The 17,554-nt window shown below is 65.8% G+C and carries 6 protein-coding genes; all 6 read right to left on the bottom strand.

Annotated elements, in window-relative coordinates:
* Nucleotides 1–229 precede the first annotated feature (229 nt).
* Nucleotides 230–3,130, bottom strand: a complete 2,901-nt coding sequence (locus tag ACNAW0_RS24775; protein ID WP_416290394.1) for a glycosyl hydrolase family 95 catalytic domain-containing protein — start codon at nt 3,128–3,130, stop codon at nt 230–232.
* Between the two features lie 180 nt (nt 3,131–3,310).
* A complete protein-coding gene (locus ACNAW0_RS24770) occupies nt 3,311–6,502 on the bottom strand; it encodes a glycosyl hydrolase family 95 catalytic domain-containing protein (protein ID WP_416290393.1) in 3,192 nt (1,063 codons plus the stop codon).
* Between the two features lie 207 nt (nt 6,503–6,709).
* A complete protein-coding gene (locus ACNAW0_RS24765; RefSeq protein ID WP_416290391.1) occupies nt 6,710–8,947 on the bottom strand; it encodes an alpha-L-fucosidase in 2,238 nt (745 codons plus the stop codon).
* A gap of 20 nt (nt 8,948–8,967) precedes the next feature.
* A complete protein-coding gene (locus tag ACNAW0_RS24760) occupies nt 8,968–11,295 on the bottom strand; it encodes a glycosyl hydrolase family 95 catalytic domain-containing protein (RefSeq protein ID WP_416290390.1) in 2,328 nt (775 codons plus the stop codon).
* 422 nt (nt 11,296–11,717) lie between these two features.
* Nucleotides 11,718–13,211 (bottom strand): BNR-4 repeat-containing protein, encoded by a 1,494-nt coding sequence (locus tag ACNAW0_RS24755; RefSeq protein WP_416290389.1) that lies wholly within the window; start codon nt 13,209–13,211, stop codon nt 11,718–11,720.
* 335 nt (nt 13,212–13,546) lie between these two features.
* The gene (locus ACNAW0_RS24750; RefSeq protein ID WP_416290388.1) at nt 13,547–17,302 is read right to left on the bottom strand and encodes a glycosyl hydrolase family 95 catalytic domain-containing protein; all 3,756 of its coding nucleotides are present in this window, start codon (nt 17,300–17,302) and stop codon (nt 13,547–13,549) included.
* Nucleotides 17,303–17,554 lie beyond the last annotated feature (252 nt).

Here is a 17,554-nt window from a genome sequence, read left to right as displayed (position 1 = left end):
GGCGGCCCCCCCCCGGGGCGGGGGGGGGGGCCCCCCCCCCCGGGAGGGTGCCGCCGCTGTCGCCTGCCTGGCCAGCCGGAGGGCTGGAGCTACCACCGGCGTGGTCCTCGCCGTCGACGGTGGGATGCACGGCCTGCGGATGCGCCCACGTCACGGGTAGGCCGCGGAGCGGGCGGTTAGGCGAGGTGGGTAGGTGCCGTCGCCGCGGCACCTACCCGCCTCAGCCTCGTCAGGGGCGTTCCACGCTGAGCCCGAAGACATGCAGCTTGGTGTGGACCGGCAGGGTCACTGCGACCAGGGTCTTGCTTGGGTCGGCCGCGACCACCTGGTGGAACCACCGCACCGTCTTGTTGTCCGGGACGCCGGTCTGCGAGTGCCGGTACGCTGCCTCGACCGCGATGGTCTCGCCGTACGACGGCGTACGGGCCCAGTCCGTGAGCTTGAAGTCCACCTCGGCGGTGCTCCCGTCGAGGTAGGTCAGCAGCGCCTTCACCGCGGCACCACCGCTGGTGCCAGCACCGAGAATGTGCAGGTTGGCAGCGTTGCCGGCTGGCAGCTCGACCTGCTGTCCCCGGCACACCACGTTGTTGGCCGCGCCAGGCGCGTAGCTGCCGAGCAGCCAGGTCACCCGGTCTACCGTTCGCCGTCCCGGCGCGGGCAGCTCCTCGGCCGGGTAGGTGTAGCCCGATCCGTCGAAGTTGCCATCCGTCATCGCGTCGCGCGGGGACACCCCGTCGTTGTCGAAGAACGCGGAGAGGTCTGCCGGCACGGTCACCCCGATCGGCGGCAACGGCGCCAGCCCCCAGGGGGCCTGACCGGTGACGGGGACCGGCGAGACCTCGAGCTGTCGAGGGCTCGCCGGGGTCGTGATGACGACATCGTCACCGGCTGCCAGTTGGAGCACCAGGATCTCGCCGTCCCGGTGCCACACGACGGGCTTCGGCTGCCCCTGGGTCGACCTGATGGTGACCGGCCCGTCAACCAGACCGGGGAGGTGGAGGCGGCAGGGCTCCCCCGCCAGGCTCTGCACCCGTACCCAGGCCGTCCGCCCGGCGATGCGCCGGGCGGAAATCACGAAGGCTCCCTCGGCCCGGAGCTGGTGGATCACAGCGTCCGACCAGGCGTCCGGCATCGCCGGGAAGACCCGGATGGTGTCGCCCCAGCTCTGCAGCAGCATGTCGTGCACCGACTGCGCGGCGGACAGCGGCGTCTCGATCACCGGGCCGGACTCGCGGTACATGGTGTTGGGCTGCACATACCGGTCGAGCAGGGTGTTCAGGAAGCTCAGGGCCTTGTTGCCCTGGCCCATCGATGAGCTCATCGAGGAGGCGCCGGTGAAGGTGTAACCCTGCAGGGCGCCCTCGTATCCCACCCAATGATCGAGCGACCGTTGCAGCAGCTCCTGCCGTTCGGGATCGGTTGGGTCGAAGAGGTAGAGCGGATAGAACCACAGCAGGTGTGAGTAGTGCCGGTGCGAGCTGGTCAGCCGGCGGTCGGCCCCGATCCAGAGACCGTCGCTGCCCTGCGGTGGCTCGACCAGCCGCGCGAGCACCTCCCGCCAGCGTGGCTGCAACTCATCGGTGATGCCCAGCCGGTCACAGGTCCGCAGCAGGGTGGCGCAGCCCCAGGTCAGCAGGGCCAGGTCGAAGTTGCAGTCGCGGGTCGAGTCGTATTCCGGGGAGTAGGTTCGGGGCAGGTGCAGCCGGCCGTCGGCGCCCTCCTCGACGAAGTGCAGGTAGAAGTTCACCGCGCGGCGCAGAATCGGGAAGATGACCTCGCGCAGCAGGTTGTCGTCCATCGTGTGCCGGTAGGTGAGCCACAGGTTGTGCATCGCCCAGGGCAGGTTGCCGACCTCCGGCGTACCTGATGTCGAACCGGGCAGCGCGGGGGTGCCGGTTCGCAGGTTCTCCTGCGCGCTGCGGGCGATCACCGCGCTGTCTTCGCGGAGGGCGACCGGCGCGTTGAGGATCAGGTTTCCGCGATATTCATCAATGGACCGGGTCAGCGAGTCGAGCTCCCAGTGCCCGGTCGCGTTGATCAGCCAATACTCCAGCTGGACGTTGAGGTTCCACCAAGTGGCCGGCCAGGGGGTCGGCTCCTGCCACTGCGCGTGCGTGGAGAGGACGGGGAACTCCCGCCGGGTGGCGCTGGCCATCTTGTAGAGCTGGATCCAGTAGAAGGACTGCAGCCGCGCGTCGGGAATGGAGACGAAGCTCTTCGGGTAGAACTCGTGCCACCACTGTCGGTGTTCGTTGCGGAGCCGGGCCAGTGGCGTCCGGGCCGCCCAGTCCAGGGTGGCCGCGGCGGTGGCTTCCGCACTCGAGTCCGGGTAGGAGTGAGCAACCGTGACCAGCAGGGTACGGCTGCCGTCCTCCTCGGGCCGCATCCGCCACTGCGTCACGGTCTGACCGCCCACGGCCAGCGCCTGGACGCATCGCCCGCGGTCGTCGCCCGTCTCCACCACCGGATCGGGGTTGACTCGGAGTCCGTCAGGCGCCGGCGGGCTGGCTTTCACCCGAGGGCTCTCGGCCTTGGCCGGCGTGAACGACCACGTCGCCGCCTCAGCCGCCTCGGGCAGCAGGTTGATGACCAGTACGTCGCGGACAGCGTGCACGAAGGACTCGATCCGGATCGTGCCCGCCGAGGTGGTCAGTGCCCCGGTGAGGGTGGCGTCGAACAGCGACAGCCGCAGGTCAGCGCCGGCGAGATCGCCCACCGTGTCGAGGGAGAGATGCCCGATGGGCAGCCTCGCCATGCCGAAGGTGCTGCCCTTGTCGTCCTGGTGGTCGCGCACCCGGTTGTCGCCGAGCACGAAGGCCAATGGCCCGTTCCGGTCGATGCGGTATACCGACGCGCCCAGGCCGCCGTTGCCCATGAACGGCGATTGGTAGAAGTTCTTGGGGATGTCGCCCCAGGTCAGGTCCTGCTCCCGCAGGTACGCCGTCCAGGCGTCTCCCGTGCGCATCCCGTCCTGGAACGGGCGTGCGGGCGCCTCGCCGGCCAGCGCCTCGCCAGCCCATCCGGTGGTAAGTCCCAGCGCCCCGAGGGAGCCGGCCCCGGCGAGGAAGGCTCGGCGCGACGCCGTGGGCTGAAGCGGAGAGTCACAGCTATGTTCTGGATAGGTCGTCATTGATTTTCCTCACCTCGTGCAGACTTGCAGCTCGGCCAGTGGCAGGGGGCCGCCTCCATGGAATGCCGGACATCAGTCGAACGCCCGCTCCTGCCAGCGGGTGATCTCGTCCGCCGTCAGGACTCTGATTGTGATCCGCGCTGAGCTCGGCAAGGGTGGCGCCGAGCTCAGCGCGGTGGCTTAGAAGACCTGGACCTCGGCCAGGGAGAGGGGATTCTCGCCGGCAAGTTGGATGCGCACGTAGCGCCCCTTCCGGCCAACGTCGGTCACCGTTGGTGAGCCCGCCTGCGCAGAATGGTGCTTGGCCCACACCCCGGGTTGCGCGAGCGCCTCGTCGAGCGATCCCGACTGGAACGGCTCCTCGGAAATCAGCAGGTAGTAGTCGGTCAGCCGGTTAGCGCAGCAGTCCGTCCGGTTCCAGATCGCCACCTCGTCGATCTGCTGCACCGATCCGAGGTCGACCTGCCACCAGGGTTGGCGCTGGACGTCGGTATGCGTGACCGATCCGGCACTCCACACCCCGTTGGTGTTGCCATCCACCGCCCGGCTCGGGGCCCCGCCCGAGCTGAGGCTCGACTGGGTGGCGGTCTTGCGCAGAGCCAGGTTGGGCCGCGACACCGTCACCCGTACCGGCACGGTCAGCTTCCATTCGTCGGTGGCAACGATCGCGGTGATGGGGTACGAGCCGTCCGCTGCCGCCTTCGGTATCCGCACCGTGAACTCCGCGGTCGTCGAGTTGCCCGGCTGAATGGGCTGGTTTCGCACCGAGGTGGGTGTGGCCGACCAGCCGTCGGGCAGTTCGAGGCGGGCCTGGGTGGCAGGAACCGTCTGCTTGTCGGGCGCCGCGACCGTCACCGCGACAGGCAAATCGACACCCGGGCGCTGGGCATCCGTGGACGCCGCCACCGCCACCGTCGCCTGCGCGGCGATGCGGTAGCTCTCCCCCGCGCTGGTCGGCAGCGTCAGCAAGTCGCCGTCGACCTGGTAGTCGGCGGGCTTGCCGTCAGCTTTGTAAACCCACACCTTGCCCCGGAACATGTCGCTGCGCAGGGTGGCACGGCCGCCCTTGTCGGAGGTCAGCCGGATCTCGGTCGGCATGCCCGACCGCCAGGTGGTGCCGAGGGTGAAGGCGCCGCGGGCACGCAGCCCGTCCACCCGGCCATCGCGCCACGTGCTCGGCAGCGCGGGCAGCACGTCGATCGTGCCGAGGTGGCTCTGCAGCAGCATCTCGGTGATTCCCGAGGTCGCGCCGAAGTTTCCGTCGATCTGGAACGGCGGGTGTGTGTCCCACATGTTGGGCAGCGTGCTCGACTTGAGCTGGTCGGCGACGAGTTTGTGAGCGTGATCCCCGTCCAGCAGCCGGGCCCAGAAATTGATCTTCCAGGCCTTACTCCAACCGGTACCCTCGTCGGTCCGCGCGTTGAGCGACACCTTGGCCGCCTCGGCGAGCTCCGGGGTGGTGCGGGGCGAGATCTGCCGGCCCGGGTGCAGCGCGAACATGTGGGAGACGTGCCGATGCGTCTCTTTCGGGTCGTCGCGATCGATCTTCCACTCCTGCAGTTGCCCCCACGAGCCGATCCGCAGCCCCGGATCGAGGTCCTTCAGCACCTGGTTCGCCTTGGCCACGAACGCGGTGTCCCCCGTGATCGTGGCGGCCTCGCGGAGGTCGGTGAACAGATGCCAGAGGATCTGCTGGGACATCGACGCGCCGGCGGTTGCGGGACCGAGTTCGGGCGAGCGGCTCGGCGTCGATACCAGGGTCCCGTCTCGGGGGTCGGTCTGCAGCGACTCCAGCCAGAACTGTGCGGTCTCCTTCATCACCGGATACGCGACCTGACGCAGATAGCGCTCGTCAAGGGTGAAGCGGTAGTGGTCGTAGAGCTGATCCGAGAACCACGCGCCAGACTCGGGGAAGAAGTAGGCCGGGTGGTCCCAGGCTCCGGTCCAGCCGTAGATGTTGGAGGCGTGGTGTGCCACCCAGCCCTGCTCCACTCCGTAGAGTTGTCGAGCCGTGACGCGGCCGGGCTCCCGCAGGCTGTCGATGTAGTCGAAGAGCGGTTCGGCGGTCTCCGACAGGTTGGTCATCTCGGCCGGCCAGTAGTTCATCTGCAGGTTGATGTTGAGGTGGTAGTCGGACTGCCACGGCGGGGCTTCGAGGTTGTTCCAGACGCCCTGCAGGTTTGCCGGCAGCGATCCGGGCCGCGACGAGGCGATCAACAGGTAGCGGCCGTACTGGAAGAACATCTCCTCCAGCGCCCGGTCGGCTGACGCGGATCCGCGGCCGTACTGGGCGAGCAGTTGGTCGGTCGGGATGTTCGGCAGCTGGCCGGCAAGGTCGAGGCTGACCCGGTCGAACAGGGCGGCGTAGTCCGCTTGGTGGGCGGCGAGCAGTGTGGCGTATCCCTTGGCGGCGGCACTGTCGACGGCGGTGGTCAGCCGCTCATGGGGGGCGGTGCCGCGGTAGGTGGGGTAGTTGTTGGCGTAGTCGGTGCCGGCCGCGAGAATCAGCAGGACGCTGTCCGCGCCGGCGACACTCACCGCGCCGTCCGATCCGTCGGTGCGGCTGCCGCCCTGGTTGACCACCTGGAGTTGCGTCTCGTACCGCAGGCCGTTGCTGTTCAGCGCACCAGTCATGGTGATTCGGCCGGCATTCGCGGTCACCGCGCGCGAGCGATTGGTCGGCGCGGTCACCCGCGCGGTCAGGTCGATCTGTCCGGGCTGGTCGGCGCTGATCCGCGACACGATGACCCCGTCCGGGGAGGTCGCGAAGTACTCACGCGTGTACCGGATGCCGTTATCGACGTAGGAGACACCTGCGACGGCTCGGGAGATGTCGAGATCCCGGCGGTAGTCGGTGACCGACGTTGACGCGTGGGGAAAGTCCAGCCGCACGTCGCCGAAGCTCTGGTACGCGCCGAATCGGCGGTGGCGAGGTGAGTCCGACGGCAAGCCGAGTGCCTTCAGCACATCGTTCTCGGAGATCGCACCCTCGTCCCAGATCCGCTGCCGGATTCCGTCGAGTGCCCCCGGGCGCGGCGATGCCCAGTTGCCGAAGTTGTAGTCGCTCACCCCTGGGCCACCGGTCCACAGCGACTTTTCATTGAACTGCAGCCGTTCGGAGCGCACTCCCCCGAACACCGTCGCGCCCATGTTGCCGTTGCCGATGGGCAGGGAGCGGGTTTCCCAGCCGTTGTCGGTGTCCGGGGCGGGCTGGTCATACCAGAGGCGCATCCCGGAATCGCCCTCGGCGGCGATGCTCGCCCCGGCAGCGAGCGGGGATGGTTCCTGCGCCGGACCGGCTTGTGCGGGCGAGCCGCCAAGGCTCGCGCATATCACGGTGATCAGCAGGCCGGCTAGTGCTCGCTTGGGCATCGCAACCTCTCAGAGCCGCAGACATCTGATGTGTCTCGGGACCCTATCCGGGTCGATGGGCTTAGGCAAGAGTATGGATGCAAGAACGAGCGGTAAATGATCCTATCTTTGAGGTCAAGGCCGCGGCGCGTCGCAGCACCACGGGCAGGCTGCCCGCGCCGTTCGGCGGAGTTCGGCCGAACGGCGCGGGCAATCCAGACCGGCAGCTCAGCTCGGGCGCCGACCGAACACCTCCACTTCGGCGAGCGACAACGGATCGCTGGCCGAGGTCAACTGCACCCGTACGTAGCGGCCGGCCGCGCCGACCGGGATGCGAGTGGGGCTCGCGGCGGTCTCGGGGTGATAGAAGGCCCGCACGCCGGGTTGGGCCAGCGTCCCGGCCACCGAGTCGCTGGTGAACGGCGTATCGGAGACGAAGACGTAGTAGTTGCTCAGCCGTGTGGAGCAGCAGTCGGTGCGGTTCCACAACGCGATCTCGCCGATCCGATAGCTCTGCTGGAGATCGACCTGCCACCATGCCTCGGACTCGGGTTGAGCGGTATGGGTGACCGACCCCCCGCTCCACACGCCGTTGGTGTTGCCGTCCACCGCGCGTCCGGGATTCCCGTTGCTGCCCTGGTAGAGGCTCTTCTGGCTGGCGGGTTTGCCGAGCGCGAGGTTGTAGTCGAAGCCCATCAGGAGCGAACTGTGGACCTGGTACGTGGTCCGGCCGAAAGAGGCGCTCGCGCTGAGCGTATAGCGGTCTGGCTCAGCGTTCGCCGCTGGTTGCACCTGGAACTCGACGGTGCGTGACGCGCCGGCGGGAAGCTCCTCCACCACTGCCCGCTCGGGCGTCACCGACCAGCCCGGTGGTACCTGCAGGGCCAGGCGGCCGTCGGGGGCCGTCGTGCTCGACGGGTTGGTTACCGTCAGCTTCGCCGTGAATGGCAGCCCCAGTTCGGTGTTCTTCGGCACGTCCAGCTTCGTACGCACCACCTGCCGCACCTGGGGGGTGGTGATTTTGAAGGTGTACGCGTGGGTACTGGCCGTGGCGGACGCGCCGTCACCCGGCATGGAGATCGTTACCGCGCCGTCGCTCTTTCGCCAGGGCAGCGCCTCCCCGTTCGAGCCCAGCAGGGTGATCGTGCTGTTGTTTGCCAGCGGCAGATCGTCAGAGAGAGTCAACTCGGTGCCTGGCCACTGCAGTGCGGTCACGTAGAGGGCGTCGTCCTTGACGGTGTAGCGCACCGGGACGTTGCTGCGCGCATCCTCGGCGTGATTCCAGTAGGTGGTGCCGTAGATCGCCTCTCCGTTGGTCTTCAGCCAGGCACCGAGTGCCCGTACGCGCTCGGCCTGCACCTCGGGGATCGTGCCGTCGGCCTTCGGTCCGAGGTTCAGCAGCAGGTTTCCGTTCTTGCTGACGATGTCGACGAAGCCGTCGATGAGTTCATCGGCGCTGAGGTAGTCGTCCGGGCCTTCCTCGGCGTTGTAGCCGAAGGACTTGCCGAGGCCGCGGGTCGCCTCCCACTTCTGTGGGTTGATGTCGGCTTCCACCCGGTACTCCGGCGTGGTGAAGTCGGAGATGCCGTTGCCGCACCGGTTGTTGACGGTCACGTCCTTCGGATTCGGTCGGTTCTTGGCCCGGTTGAAGTAGTAGGCCATAAGTTCGTTGCTGTTGTTCGGCCCGTTGAGGTCGCACCAGAAGATGTCCGGGTCGAAGCGGTCCACCAGTTCGCGCATCTGCGGGTACTGGTGGTCCATCACGTAGCTGTTGACCGGCTTGTACCCGGTGTACGGGATCGGCTCGCGGGTGTACGGGTTGATCGGGCCGTTCCGTTCGCGGCCCCCGGCCGGGTGGTACCACTCGGGCAGCGAGTAGTAGAGCCCCTTCTTCAGCGGATAGTCCTCGGCGGCATCGAACAACTCCCGGACCAGGTCACGGTGCGGTCCGAGCGCGACGGTGGACCTGTCGGTGGTGGCGGTGTCCCACAATGCGACACCGTCGTGGTGCTTCGAGACTTGTACGAAGTACTTCGCTCCGCCCTCGACGAACAGGTCCAACCAGTCCTGCGGTTTGAACTTGTCCGGCTTCCACTGCTCGATGAATCGGTCGTACGGAACATCCTTGCCGTACGTGTCGGCGTGGTGGCGGTACGTCGGGGCGGTCTGTTTGTTCATCTCGCTCCAGTACCACTCCGCGTACGCCCGACCACCGCTCTTCGGCGCGAAGGCCGGCACCGAGTACGGGCCCCAGTGGATGAAGAAGCCGAGCTTCGCGTCATCGAACCAGCGGGGAGCCTGATGCCGGTTGAGTGATTCCGGCGTCGGCTCGTAGTCCGGCTCAGCGCTGGCCTGGGCCTGCGACGTGGTCAGGGTCGGTGCGGACGGATTCGCCGCCGCCACCGGCGTGGCCAGCGACAACGTGACCAGCGCGGTGAAGGCGATCGAGATGGGGGTTTTACGCATGGGAAGGCACCTCCTTTTACTCAGCGACTCGCTGGTGGCTGTGGCAGACCAAAGACCGGGGCGTCGCCGAGCGGGGCGACGTTGCGCGGCGTCAGATCCGGGCTGCTGCCGCGTCGAGTGATGACCGCGCTCGCCCCTACCGGTAGCTGCAGCGAGATCGTGGCGCGGCCCTGCGCCCGCCACGGCACCGGCCGATCACGTTCGTCCCGTACGTCGATGTCACCGTCGATGCCGTGCTGCAGCAGCAGCGGCTGGCCCGCTTCGCTGTGGATGCGGACCCAGTCGGTACGGCCGTCGCTGCGGGAGGCGTCGACGAGGAACGCCCCCTGGGTGCGGAGTCCGGCGATCGACGCGTCCGGCCATCTGCCGGATACGGCCGGGAAGACCTTGACCACGCCGCCGGAGCTCTGGACGAGCATGTCGAGCACCGACTGGGCGGCGGCCAGCGGACTCTCGATGGCGAAGTTGCTGCCTTCGCGGTACATGGTGTTCGGGGTGAGCTGGGTGCTGTCGACGATGTTGCCGTCGAGGAAGAAGGTCAGGAAGTCAAGGGCCTCCTCCGGTGAATCCATCACCGAGGCCATCGACGAGGCGGCCGCATAGCTGTAGCCGTGCCAGCGGTTCTGCATGCTCCGCCAGTGGTCGAACGTACGTCGCATGATCTCCCGGTCATCGGGGCGGTCCCACCGCTTCTCCTGCAGCGGGTAGAGCCAGAGCAGGTGGGAGTAGTGCCGGTGCGACTCGGCCAGCGGGACCCCGTTGCCGATCATGACGCCGTCGGCACTTTGGTGATACGGCACCAGCCTGTCGAGAATGTCGCGCCACTGGTCGAGTCTCGGATCGGCGATCCGTAGCTGCTGCGCGGAGTCGATCAGGGTGGCACAGCCCCACCGGATCAGGGCCAGGTCGTACGTGCAGTCGGCAGCGTCGGCGTACTCCGGAGAGCGGGTCATCGGCAGATGCAGGCGGCCATCGGATCCGTCCGTGAGGAAGTGGGCGTAGAAGTTCACCGCCTTGCGCAGGATCGGGAAGAGCACGTCTCGCAACACCTGCTGGTCCAGGCTGTGCCGATAGCTGAGCCAGACGTTGTGCAATGCCCAGATCAGGTTGCCGGTCTGGTCGGTGAACTGCTGGCCGGGGATGCCGACGGTCCTCGTGCCGCCGGGTCGCAGCATCCGATCGCCGGGGTGGGACAGCGCGTAGGTCTCCCCGTCGCGGTACTCCGGCTCGACCGACAGTTCCAGGTTGTGCTCGTAGCGGCGGAACGTTGTGGTCACCGAATCGAGCTCAAGGTGGTTCGAGCCGTTGATCAGCTGATAGGCGGCCTGGACGTTCGTGTTCCACCACACGGCGGTCCAACTGTTTCCCTTCTCCGGGAACCACGGCCCCCAGATGGCCAGGACGGGCGCGTCGGCACGGGTGGCCGAGGCCATCTTGTAGAGCTGACTCCAGTAGAAGCGCTGCACATGCTTGTCGGGCACTGATACCAGGCTGCGGGTGTAATACCTGTTCCACCAGTTGCGGTGGGTGCGGACCAGGGCATCGGGGTTGGCGTTCATCGCCTGTTGCACGCCGCGGACGGCTTCGTCAGTTGAGGTAGCGCGCGGGAAGCTGTAGGCCACGGTGGCGACGAGCATCCGCTGCGTGCCGCTGCGCTTCTCCGCCCAGGCGGTCGTGTATCCGCCCCCGGCGAGCATCGGCTGCTCCGCGTAGTGCACCGAATCGGCCAGGCCGATCGTCGGGTCGGGGTTGCCGACGTACTCGGGTGGGCGCCGGATCGTCCGCGTCGTGTACGACGCCAGCGGATGGAAGGCCCACTCGGCCGTCTCCTCGCCGATGCTGGGCGTCATCGACACCAGGAGCACGCTGCGGCTGTTGTGCACCAGCGCGGAGAAGCTGACGCTGCCCCGGGTGGTGGTCACGGTGCCGGTCAGTTCCGCGTTCCACAGGTCCAGCCGCCAGTCCACATCGGTCACCGGCCCGGCGAGCGTCAAGGTGAGGTAGCCGATCGGTAGTCGGGACAGTCCGACGGCCCCCTCCCACTGGTCCCGCTGGTCCTGCACGTAGGAGTGGCTGAGCATGAACTTCAGTACGTTGCCCTGCGCGCCCCGGTAGACCTGCACACCAAGGAATCCATTACCGAGAAACGGGCCGTTCTGCCAACTGTCGGGCATCCGCCGCCACCGCATGTCCGCATCGCGCGCGATGTCTTCGTAGACGGTGCCATCCGCCGGGTTGTCACTGGCCCATGCCACCGGCGATGCCGCCGACCACGCCGTGCCCAGTGTCGCCGCACCGAGCGCGGCTGATGTGCCACGCAGAAGTGTTCGTCGGGATATCTCCGCCATCGGGTTCCTCCTCGCTCATGGCGCTGTGCTCAATCGCCGTTGAAGATCGACTCGTCGGAAGGTTTGCATCGAACCAAATACATCGGAGGTATTCCGGGAGCGTACCGGCTGAATCCAGACGGAATCAAGCATTTACCTTCTTAAGGTCCGATGTCTACCCGGATACCCCGCCATGGTTGACGCATAAGTCCACATCGGTGGATCTTCGTGGCGGTACGAGCACGGCCTGGGACCGAACCCGCGGCACGACGCCGGTGTCGAGTACCAGCGCCGGGTGCGCGGCAACCAGGCGGCGGGCGCGGAGGGCGTCGATCAGGTGGCTGGTGCCTGTGCAAGGCGAGGCGGCGGCAGGCCCTTCTGAACCGCGCCGGCGGCGACCGGAAGCCGGCCGCCGCCGGTGTCTGAATCAACGAAGCCGGTGGTCAACAGCCATCCGTCGAGTCATCGCACGGCTTTGGCCCGACTGCTCGTCCGATGACATAGATGTCCCCGTCGGCCACCGAGACGTCTCGGTCGCTGCTCGCACCCGTGACGAGAATGCGCGCCGGGTCACGAAAACCGTCGAGGACCTCAACCCGCTGCACCGACTTCGTCGGGGTCGGGATCACCGACTCCGGCTCCCACTGTGCGCCACCGTAGAGCAGGAACGTCGATATCCCGTTCTTCGAACCCTCGACCGTGGCGTACACGCGCCAGCTCAGCGGCCCGGCCTGGTACATGTCGCGCACGCGTACCCCGGTGGCGATCTCCCTGGTGTCCCAGCCACCCGCCGTCCACACGCCCGTGTAATCCCGCAGCACGCCCTCGGTGTCAATCTGCATCCACAGAACAAAGGGTGTGCCGTCAAACTTGCTGCCGACAAACGATATGTAGTCGGGAGACCGGGGGTTAGTGGTCTGCAGCGGGGTCTCCGCCACCTTCAGGTACTGCTCCTGCTCGGCGTCGTCCACGCTGGTGCCGAGGTCGTGCCCGTCGGCGGCACGGAAGTGCAGATCATTCGGGCTGAACGTGAGGTGGTAGATGTTCTTGTGGTACCGATCGTGGAGATGACCCTCGGGCCCGCCGCCGGCGAGGGTGTACACGATCTGTACCTGCTCTGGGCGGCCGTTGCGGGGCGGCTCGTACCGGAGCTGACCGATGTAGATCTCGTTCATGTTGTCGGCGCGCGTCGTCGGCGCGATCGCCCACCGATCACCGGTCAATTCCGCCGAGGTCTGCCAGGTGAGCCCATTATCGGTGGAGCGCACATACTTCATCGGCCGCGTATCGGTCGGGTACTTCCGATCGAAGTCGCGCGCTGTCTCCCGGATGAAGACGAAGATCTCGCCACTGGCCGTCTTGAAGGGCATCGGGTACGTGGCACCGAAGCCTTCCGGGATGATCGTGTCCGTCCACGGGCCGTCGATCGAGTGCGGGCGGGCCGAGCGGGCCACCCAGAGCTCCTTGTTGTGCAGGCCCCGGAAAACCAGCAGATGTCCGTCATCGGCCTGCACCATGGTCGGGTAGTTATGGGAGTCGTTGCCGCCATCGCCGACCCGTACCGGTGCCGACCAGGCTCCCGTGACGTGGTTGTACGCCTGGACGAAGTTGTCCTCGTACTGGCCGGCCCAGGAGATGAACGTGGTGTTGGCACGGGCGTCGTACAGCCCGCCGGCGACCGGCCGGCGGTCGGAACGCGCGGCCACGCCGGTGGCCGGAGTCATCACGGTGAGTCGCTCTGGCGGCGCCGGCGTTCCTGCCGGCGGCTCCGCGTGCGCCGCATCGGCGAGCGCCTGGCCGGGGACTGCGGCCGCTGCCACAATCAGCAGCGCGGCCACCGACAGCGTGGACCATGCGGTGTGCACCCGCCGGAGCAGGGTACGGCGGGCCGGGGCAACGGCCGCCAGGTCGGGTTTGCCGATACGGCGGTGGGACACGTCCCCTCCTTTGTGACCGTGGCGAGTCAAGAGGTCTGAACACGATGATGCAGGTCACTGTCTCCCTGGAGACATCCGATGTCAAGGATCCCCGGCTGATCATCCCAAGAGGCGGGCCGACTCCCCCTTGCGTTGAAGTGCACAAAGTGGGTGCCCCTGGCCCCCGGTTACAGGAGCGGTTCGGGGTCACGAGTCATCGGATCTCTGTCACCGCGCCGCCGGTACCGGCCCTTCGGCCGCGGCCGCCGTAGGATGATCTTGTTCGACCCAAGATCATCCTACGGCGGCCTGTCCGCAGCAACGACAGACCGAACTACGGCCGGCAGCGGCGGACTTTACTTGGGCGGGCCGGGGAAGACCTGGACCTCGGCCAGCGAGAGGGCGTTGTTGCCAGCGAGTTGGACGCGGACGTAGCGGCCGGTGCGGCCGACGCCAATCTGGGTGACCGGCCTTGGCGGATTGGCCTCGTGGTAGGCCCGAACGCCCGGCTGAGCCAGGACCTCGTCGAGCGAACCGGACGCGAATGGCTCGTCCGACACCAGCACGTAGTAGTCACTCAGCCGATCGACACAGCAGTCGGTACGGCCCCAGATCCGTATCTGCCCGAGCTGTTCGCTCCGACCAAGGTCGACCTGCCACCACGGCTGGTCCGTGAACTCAGTGTGTGTCACCGAACCGGCACTCCACACACCGTTGGTGTTTCCGTCCACGGCACGTACTGGCACTCCACCGGAACGCAGACTTGACTGCGTGGCGGGCTTGCCCCGCGCGAGGTTGGGCCAGAACACCTCGACCTGGACCGGCACCCGGATCGACCACTCGTCTGAAGCGACCACAGCGGTCAACTGGTACCGGCCGTCGGGGGTTCCCGCCGGGATACTGACGTTGAATCTGGCAGCGGCCGAACCACCCGGGCGGATCGGCTTGAGGCTGACCGACTCCGGGTCAGTCCTCCAGTCGGCCGGGGCCTCCAGTCGCACCCGTGTCGCTGGCAGGGTCAGCTGGTCCTCGGCGCGAAGCGTGACCGACATCGGAACGGAGGAGTTCGGGAGTTGCTTTGCCGCGGGCTCATCGACCGTCACCACCGCCTGGGCGACGATCCGATACTCCTCGCCGGCCCGGGTGGGCAGCGTCAGCGTGTCCCCGTCGATACGGTGATCCGCCGGTCGCCCGTCTGCGCGGTAGACCCTCACGGGCGCGCTGAACATCTCGTTCCGCAGCGTGGCAACCCCGTCCGCGCTCGCGGCAAGACGAACTTCTGTGAGCAAGCCCGATCGCCAGGTGATCCCCACGGTGTACGAACCCTCGGCGGCAGAAAGACCTTGTTTCTCGCCATCTCCGGATTCCACCGGAATCACGTCGCCATCGATGCGCAGCGCACGCACGTTGGGTTTGTCCGGCAGCAGCCTTACCGTGGTCGGTCCGTCGCTTTCGCGCCCGTCTGATGCTACTGCGGTGACCCGGAAAGTAGCTTGGTCAATCTTGTCGAGATCGGCCGATTCGTAGACGAAGCTGGTCTTCTTGACATCAGACGCGACCAGCTCGTACTTCGGCGCGCTTCCGACGGCGCGATAGACGTTGTACGTCGCGGCGTCGTCGCTGCCCTTCCACGAAATCTTGACCATGTCCTTCAGATCAAGGTCCACCTTCAGATCAGAAGGCGCCGATACAGCCTTCTCGGCCGGAATGGAGGTGATGACGTAAGTTTGACCCTTGGTGGTCTCGAAGCTGATTTCATCTCCATTTTTCGCGGTGAAACTCACGTCCTGGCCGTCGGACGTCTTGACAACCGCGTTCTTGATGTTGGCGTACCGCAACGTCAACGGGCCGCCCGACTTGGAGAGGATGTCGAACTGATCGGCGTGACCACCGGACCAGCGTGCTGAGACCTCAAAGTTGCCGCGTGCGAGCATTCCTCGGTAACTGCCGTCTGCCCACGCCTTCGGCAGGGCGGGCAACGGCGCCACGGCATAGTCGTTGCTCTGCAGGAGCATTTCGCTCACACCTGCGGTGGCACCGAAATTTCCATCGACCTGAAACAGCTTGTTCGTGTAGGAGTCCCGATGGTTGTTGAACAAGTTGTGCATCAGGTGTTTCTTGAGGAGGTAGTTGTAGAAGTAGTACGCCTCATCTCCGTTTCCAGCCCTTGCCCACGTGCCAATTCTTTCCGCTTGGGCCCAGCCTGTGCCGCCGACCTTGCCGCGCTTGGTCAGCGATACCTTGGCGGCGTCTCGCCAGGCAGGAGTCGCGGCATTGATCAACTGCCCGGGGTAGAGACCAAGAAGATGGGAGATGTGGCGGTGAGCGGGATCACCGATGTCACCGTAGTATTCCTCCTCGCGGTACTCCTTGATCTGTCCGGACTTACCAATCTTTATGGGGTCGAGGAGGGGTAGCTGGCCCTTCAACTTGTCAAGGACATTATCAGAACGACCGAGTACCTCTGCAGCCTTCAGAGTATTGCGATGGTTCTCGTAAATCATCTGCTGATCGAAGGTGGTGCCAACCGACTGCAGGCTGTCCGCGTTCTCGGGAGAGGACGATGGATCTGCCAGTAGATAGCCATCGCGGTTGCGCACGAACCGAGACAGGAAGTTCGCCTGGCCGTACATGGCAGGGTAAACGACGTCCTCGAGACGTTTCTTGTCGCGAGTGTAGTCGTAGTAGTCCCAGAAGAGCATCGCGGTCCACGCGCCGGTACCAAAGCCAGAATGAGACGCTTTTCCGGAACCGTTGTACGGCCACGTCGAGTTACCCAGGGACCAGCCGTTGTCTCCGCCCGGATCGAGCTGAGAAGGGTTGTACCGCCCGACATATTGGGTGGCGTACTTCTGCTGCCGCGGCAAGTATGTGTTGTAGTAGCCGATGTAGGATTCAAACAGCTCGGGCAGGTTGGTGGGGAAGGCCGCCCAGTAGTTCATCTGGAGGTTGACATTGTGCCAGTAGCCTGACCTCCACGGCGGATCCTGATATACATTCCAAATTCCTTGGAGATTGGGCGGCAGCGTGCCTGCCCTCGAGGAACAGATCAGCAGGTAGCGCCCGAACTGGAATGCGAGTTCTTCAAGGTACGGGCTCGAGTCACCATTGCGGTATGCATCGATAAGCTCGTCAGTGGGGACGGCCGGCACCTGCGCACCGAGATCAAAGTTGACCCTGTCGTAAAGTTCGGTGTAGTCCGCCTGGTGTGCGGCCAACAGCTCGTCATAGGATTTTGCCGAGGCGTCGGCCAGGTACTTGGTTACCTTGGCGTGAGGGTGCGGAAATCCCTTGAGTTTGTCCAGCCTGTTATCGGCGGATATCACCTGACTGTCGAGCTTATAGTTTGTTCCCACGGCGATCAGGACGACGGCGCTATTGGCGCCGGATACCGAAATCGTGCCGTTGTCATTGGCTCCATCATTGTGCGCCTGCATCGTTCCGCCGTCAGGAACGACTTTGAACTGCCCTTCAAATTGAAGGTTGTAGTACTGCATGACGCCGGAGAGCGTAATGGTGTCATCCTTCGCCACAACCGTGCCGCTCTTGCCGCGATTGTCGCCAGGCTGCTGACGATATTCAGTCAAGTATGGGATCGTGGGGCGAAGTGTGAACGACAACTTTCCCGCCTCGGATGCCTTGAGGCGGACCGCCATGACCTTGTCGGGATAGCTGGCGAAGTACTCCCTGCTGTACTCGACTCCATCATTTTCGTACTGAACCCGAGACACACCCTCGTTCAGTACCAGCTCCCGCCGATACTTGCTGGTCTCGTTATGATTGAAGTCGAGGTAGACCTCGGCAAAGTTGTTGAGGCCTCCGATGGTGTCGTTCGAGTCCTGTGTGCTGTTCTCGGTGATCTGGATTCGGTCCGTTTTGGTGCCGCCAAAGAGGTTGGCACCCATGTAACCGTTTCCCATGGGTATCGAACGATCAATCCAGCCGTCATTGCTGTCGGCCGCGGGTTCGTCATACCACAGCTTCAGAGCTTTGGATTCGGTTCCCGTGAGGAGGCTCGTGCTCTCTTCGGCTGAAGCGGTCGAGGTCTGGGCTAGCCCTGTACAAGCGAGAGACAGCGTTAGGATGAGCGCGAATAACTTGCGTCGTCTCATCTGGCGTCCTTCCCTTCTCGTTGAGATCGTGAATCGGGGGTCGGTATCCGAACAGGCATGCCGGCTGCGCCGGTCGCGTCGGGCCGCTGCAGGCCCTCCTTCCTCGCGCTGGCCACCGACGTCGGTGGTCCGGCCTTGACGTGAGACGCCCACGCGAAGTGATTTAGCCCGACCGGATCGGACAAATCAGAGGCCACGAGGCGAACACGACAATCGGCACCTTCCGCAAAGGTCATGGCCTCGCCCCTGAGA

It is taken from the genome of Micromonospora sp. SL1-18 (genome assembly GCF_047921505.1).
Lineage (GTDB): Bacteria > Actinomycetota > Actinomycetes > Mycobacteriales > Micromonosporaceae > Micromonospora.
The sequence above is the reverse complement of the archived record's forward strand: the minus strand, read 5'-3'. Positions and strand labels throughout refer to the sequence as shown.

Excerpts from the sequence above, each read along its gene's own strand:
- ACNAW0_RS24770 (WP_416290393.1), bottom strand. The coding sequence starts at position 6,502 with ATGCCCAAGCGAGCACTAGCCGGCCTGCTGATCACCGTGATATGCGCG.
- ACNAW0_RS24750 (WP_416290388.1), bottom strand. The coding sequence starts at position 17,302 with ATGAGACGACGCAAGTTATTCGCGCTCATCCTAACGCTGTCTCTCGCT.
- ACNAW0_RS24760 (WP_416290390.1), bottom strand. The coding sequence starts at position 11,295 with ATGGCGGAGATATCCCGACGAACACTTCTGCGTGGCACATCAGCCGCG.
- ACNAW0_RS24765 (WP_416290391.1), bottom strand. The coding sequence starts at position 8,947 with ATGCGTAAAACCCCCATCTCGATCGCCTTCACCGCGCTGGTCACGTTG.
- ACNAW0_RS24775 (WP_416290394.1), bottom strand. The coding sequence starts at position 3,130 with ATGACGACCTATCCAGAACATAGCTGTGACTCTCCGCTTCAGCCCACG.